The 4,448-nt window shown below is 44.8% G+C and carries 9 protein-coding genes; 8 read left to right on the forward strand and 1 reads right to left on the reverse strand.

All coding sequences use genetic code 11. From position 1 onward, the window contains the following. Positions 1–177 precede the first annotated feature (177 nt). From QUA40_RS29195 to QUA40_RS27720, 7 genes are all read left to right on the forward strand, one after another. Entirely contained in the window at positions 178–351 is a 174-nt protein-coding gene (locus QUA40_RS29195) for a transposase (RefSeq protein WP_445301208.1), read from the forward strand. Between the two features lie 281 nt (positions 352–632). Beyond that, positions 633–761 (forward strand): DUF1348 family protein, encoded by a 129-nt coding sequence (locus QUA40_RS27695; protein ID WP_333131768.1) that lies wholly within the window; start codon positions 633–635, stop codon positions 759–761. 62 nt (positions 762–823) lie between these two features. After that, positions 824–1,569 (forward strand): IS1 family transposase gene (locus QUA40_RS27700; RefSeq protein ID WP_333131770.1). Its coding sequence is split into 2 segments (ribosomal slippage): positions 824–1,157 and positions 1,157–1,569, totalling 747 coding nucleotides; the frame shifts between segments, so codons are not numbered across the junction. Further along, positions 1,493–1,717 carry a DUF1348 family protein gene (locus tag QUA40_RS29200; protein ID WP_445301207.1) on the forward strand — a complete coding sequence of 75 codons (225 nt, stop codon included), beginning with the start codon at positions 1,493–1,495 and terminating at the stop codon, positions 1,715–1,717. Before QUA40_RS27700 ends, QUA40_RS29200 begins: the two co-directional genes overlap by 77 nt. Positions 1,718–2,074: 357 nt before the next feature. Further along, positions 2,075–2,296, forward strand: coding sequence for a hypothetical protein (locus tag QUA40_RS27710; protein WP_333131772.1), 222 nt, complete (start codon positions 2,075–2,077; stop codon positions 2,294–2,296). 250 nt (positions 2,297–2,546) lie between these two features. Further along, on the forward strand, positions 2,547–2,762 hold the full coding sequence (locus tag QUA40_RS27715) for a hypothetical protein (RefSeq protein WP_333131779.1): 216 nt from the start codon (positions 2,547–2,549) through the stop codon (positions 2,760–2,762). A 153-nt stretch (positions 2,763–2,915) separates the two neighbouring features. Continuing rightward, positions 2,916–3,812, forward strand: a complete 897-nt coding sequence (locus QUA40_RS27720; RefSeq protein WP_333131774.1) for a pirin family protein — start codon at positions 2,916–2,918, stop codon at positions 3,810–3,812. 103 nt (positions 3,813–3,915) lie between these two features. On the opposite strand, the gene QUA40_RS27725 is transcribed toward QUA40_RS27720, so the two are convergent. Next, positions 3,916–4,107, reverse strand: coding sequence for a hypothetical protein (locus QUA40_RS27725; RefSeq protein ID WP_333131775.1), 192 nt, complete (start codon positions 4,105–4,107; stop codon positions 3,916–3,918). 162 nt (positions 4,108–4,269) lie between these two features. Here QUA40_RS27725 and QUA40_RS27730 point away from each other — a divergent pair, with 162 nt between their 5' ends. Next, positions 4,270–4,395, forward strand: coding sequence for a hypothetical protein (locus tag QUA40_RS27730; protein ID WP_333131777.1), 126 nt, complete (start codon positions 4,270–4,272; stop codon positions 4,393–4,395). Positions 4,396–4,448: the final 53 nt, after the last annotated feature.

A 4,448-nucleotide genomic window follows, 5' to 3' on the forward strand; every position in this document is an offset into this window, starting at 1 on the left:
TGTGCCACAAGTCTTAGCCCATCGTTGTGCATACCTGAATGGTCTCTTCACCATTTAATTTATCTACAAAGGTGACAGGCTCCCGATGGAACTTATGAAGTGTGGAGCAATCCACGAAAAGTTCAAGTAAGATTAGTGACTTTTTCAGATGTAGAAACACGGACAGAATTTAGGTTTGTGACTAATTTGCCTGAATCAGGAGAATTAACATACACCAATGAAGAAATTGGAGAAATTTACCAAAGAAGATGGCAGATTGAGTTGCTATGGAAATTCTTGAAAATGCATTTAAAGTTGTCTCGTTTTATCACTAAAAATACTAAGGGGATTCGGATACAAATCTATTCTTGATTGATTTGTTATTTGTTGCTTCAGTTGATTAAAGTTCCTGATGAAGTCGGGAATAAACTCTTAGAAAAATTGCGTTATTTACAGGCTTTCATGTGTGATAAAATTAGCTACATTCACTGGTTTAAAGAACTCGTTTTAATAGGCTAAAGTCAGCATTTGATAGGATTGGTATGTCTATTTTTAGAATTCTCTTAAGTAAGCATTCAACACTTCTGTTATTTTACGCTACCACACTATGAACAACCCCGAAAATCCTCGACTACCGCTGCCGCCTTTTGATAATGAATCCGCCATCCAAAAAGTCCAAATCGCATTTATATGCTTGGAACACTCGCAACCCAGAACGAGTATCACTCGCTTACACGCCAGATAGCGTTTGGCGCAACCGCTGTGAATTTCGGCGTTGCTGAACTAGGGTATGATGAAGTGGTCGTCGGAGCGTCACAAATCACACACATTTAAAAGGAATATTATGCAATGCCCGGAATGTCAGTCAACTCATATCAATAAAAATGGTCATAAAAAAGGCAAGCAGAATTATATTGGCGTCAGATGTAAAAGACAATTTATAAAAAATTATCAATTTCACAAAGGATACTCGGAAGAAGTGAAACGCGAATGTCTAAAAATGTATGTTAATGGCATGGGTTTTCGAGCCATTGAAAGAGTCAAAAATGTGCATCATACTACAATTATTAATTGGGTAAAACAAGCTGGAGAACTGTTGCCAGATTGTTACGCTCCAGAAATAAATCCCGAAGTGGGAGAATTAGATGAGTTACAAACATTTGTCGGTTCAAAAAAAAAACCTGGCTGTGGACAGCGGTAGACCATTTTAAGCCAGGTATTTTAGGATGGGTTTTAGGCGACCATAGCGCCAAAACTTTTGAACCACTATGGGATATTGTTAGTAAATGGAACTGCTATTTTTATGTGACAGAAGGCTGGAAAGTTTACCCAATTTTTGTTTCGGAGGGAGAGCAAATTATTAGCAAAACTTATATGACAAGAGTGGAGGGTGAAAATACAAGACTCAGACATTACTTGGCTCGGCTAAAAAGAAAAACTCTTTGTTATTCTAAGTCGTCACAAATGCTAGGACATTCAATTAAATTACTAATTCATTATCTGAAATTTGGAGATGTGCCAATTCCCCATCAAAATCCAAGAAATCATTTTCGGCTCCAATTTCGCATTTTTTCTCGTCTCATACCCTGATTCAGCAACGCCTGAATTTCTATCTGGTCGTGATGCGATCGTACAGTTCTTGACACGTAAATGGCTTAAAGAATTGGACTACCGTCTTATCAAGGAGCTTTGGACTTTTGGGGATAACCGAATGACTGTCCGGTTTGCTTGCGAATAACATAATGATGCCGGCAACTGGTTCCGTTCCTACGGTAATGAAAATTGGGAGTTCGATGAACAGGGATTCATGCGGTGGCGTATTGCCAGCATTAACGACCTGCCAATTCAGGAGAGCGAAAGCGATCGCCACTCTCGGAGTACAGCGATCGCACAAAATCAAGAGAATCCTTACCGCTAAGCCTCTTCTTTTAACCCATCTTCCAACAGTATCCACTTTCTGGCGCCCCGTCTTTGCCGCCAACATCGACAGTTTGCAGTGCAGAGTTTCAGACATATCCACAGTAAACCTGACCGTCGCTTCTTTATGGGGTGCTTGGAGGCGGTGAGTCAGGCTACTTTCCTTTGATTGAACGGGATGGGTTCGGGCACGGGTGCGGACGGTATTGGCGGTGCTGGTGCTGGCAATGCAGCTTCCGCTGCTGGCAGTGTTTCCGATGTTAGTGATGCTATTGGTTTTGCGGGCGGTAGAGCTTCCGTTCCATTGGCTGTGTTTCCAGCGCGAGCGGTGTTACTTCCGATGCTGTTGGTGCAGCTTCCGCTGGATCGAGGCATGATAAGTGCGATCGCGCGAGGCTAATATTGCTGAATACGACTTGGGTTGAATTGTTTTTTATGAATTGCTCACCGCATCAACCGTACCTAATTTCAGCAGCGCCAAAAGTTCTAGTTGCTCCGCAGATCCACTGGGTTATTGTGACTTCGATCGCTTGTAACGCGGACTTGGCTTACCCACCACCTTCAGTATTATCACGGAAAAATAGCAGCACCATCACTTGCTCTTAAGGGAAACAAGGAGATGATTGAGGTGTCGAGTTCAAAACAATCCCATGTCTCCACTCAACCTTCTCCCCGGCGCTATCAACGAAATCATCGCTGCTGTCACCGATACTCACAGCCTGACTAAAGCTGACCGCTACGGCATGATGGCTGCCATCCTCGATGAGTCCACCAGCGAAGAAGAACGCGGCTCGCTCGACCGCCTGATCCGCTCCCTAGTCAAAGGTCGGATTCGAGTCACTGACGAACTCTCCATTGTCTCGTAACCAGAAAGCTGCTTGAGAACTCGACACTCTACAGCGGCTTTCCGTTGGGAAAGTTTAAACAATTGAAATACTCATCGATACAACTTTCTAGGGATAGCTTTTTGTATAATGCACTCTTGACACAGGCTTAGCATTCGCAACTTCACCAACATCATGACGGATAGCATCCAGCATCTCATCGAGCCGCACATTCAAGATTTGGGTGGATTCCAAGCCCGCCGCCTGCTTCCCTCAGACGTTCTAACACTGGTTGGCCCGTTCATCTTTTTTGACCATCTCGGCCCTGCGGTGTTTCCACCGGGTCGGGGCGTGGATGTCAGGCCGCACCCGCACATCAACTTAGCAACCGTCACTTACTTGTTTGAAGGCGTTTTGCTGCACCGCGATAGTGTCGGTAGCGTTCAAGAAATCCGCCCCGGCGCGGTGAACTGGATGACGGCAGGGCGAGGCATTGTTCACTCGGAACGCACGCCAGACGACGATCGCAACAAAGAAGCCATCCTGCACGGCATCCAAACCTGGATAGCGCTTCCCGACGAATACGAAGAAACAGAACCTTGGTTTCGGCACCATCCAGCTTCTGAGCTACCTGTTTGGGAGGATGCAGGAGTTTCCTTCACCCTGATTGCGGGTGAGGCTTACGGTCGCACTTCCCCAGTCCAAATATTTTCACCCATGATTTATCTGGACGTGCAACTGACTCCAGGCTCGCAATTTACCTTACCGGGCAATTACAGCGAACAGGCGGTTTACAGCGTAACAGAAGGGCTTGCGATCGATGGAGAGCCTTTAGAACAGCATCAGTTGGCGGTTCTAACTTCAGGCACATCGGCAAACATTTCTGCTTCAGGCACGGCTCGCTGTATTGTGATTGGCGGCGAACCTGTCGGCGAGCGGCATAAGTGGTGGAATTTTGTTTCGAGCCGGCGCGAGCGCATTGAGCAAGCCAAACTCGATTGGAAAGAGGGGCGGTTCGGTCAAGTTCCTCAAGAGACAGAGTTTATCCCGCTGCCAGAAGAACCGGCTTCTCAAAGGGAACAGCCGTTGTGAATAGCCGCAGCAATTTAAATTAAGGAACTGTTTTTAGATTCAGAATCCGTCTTTTTTACTCCACTATTAGCGGATGTTATTCCTAAACTTTTGAAACGCGCGATTAAGGAGAGAGGCCGAAATCTTCCGGTTTCCACAAACTCGATGTCGCGCGACCGAACATGAGAACATCCTGGATTTGCTCTTCGGTCATGCTTTCATAGAACAGCCAAACTTTGGTGGGTGCAAGTTTTCCCAACAACTCTATAGCTTCAGCTTTGAGCTTTGTTCCCTTTACTGCACGACTGAGAAACACCACCGCTTGGGTGTGCCTTGTCTCACCGAATGAATCGAGCAGGGGGCGATCGCCATTTTTTCTGTCAACCAGAAAGCCTAAGCCATTTTTAAATTTATGATGTTTATACCATTTTTTTAAAGATGTGATAGACTTGTATGAAAAGTAAAGGAGAGAATTACAATGTCTGGTCGTCCTCATATAAAGATTAGCGAATCTGGAGAAAATTTGCGAAAAATACTCAAAAAACAAAAAATAATCCTAGCTTATAATAGAGTCCAAATGCTTTATTTAGGGCTTGCTGAATAATCGATCGCAAACTATGAATAGGAGCGACCGATATATTCAAACTCAACTAAAGA

It is taken from the genome of Microcoleus sp. Pol11C3 (assembly GCF_036701485.1).
Lineage (GTDB): Bacteria > Cyanobacteriota > Cyanobacteriia > Cyanobacteriales > Microcoleaceae > Microcoleus.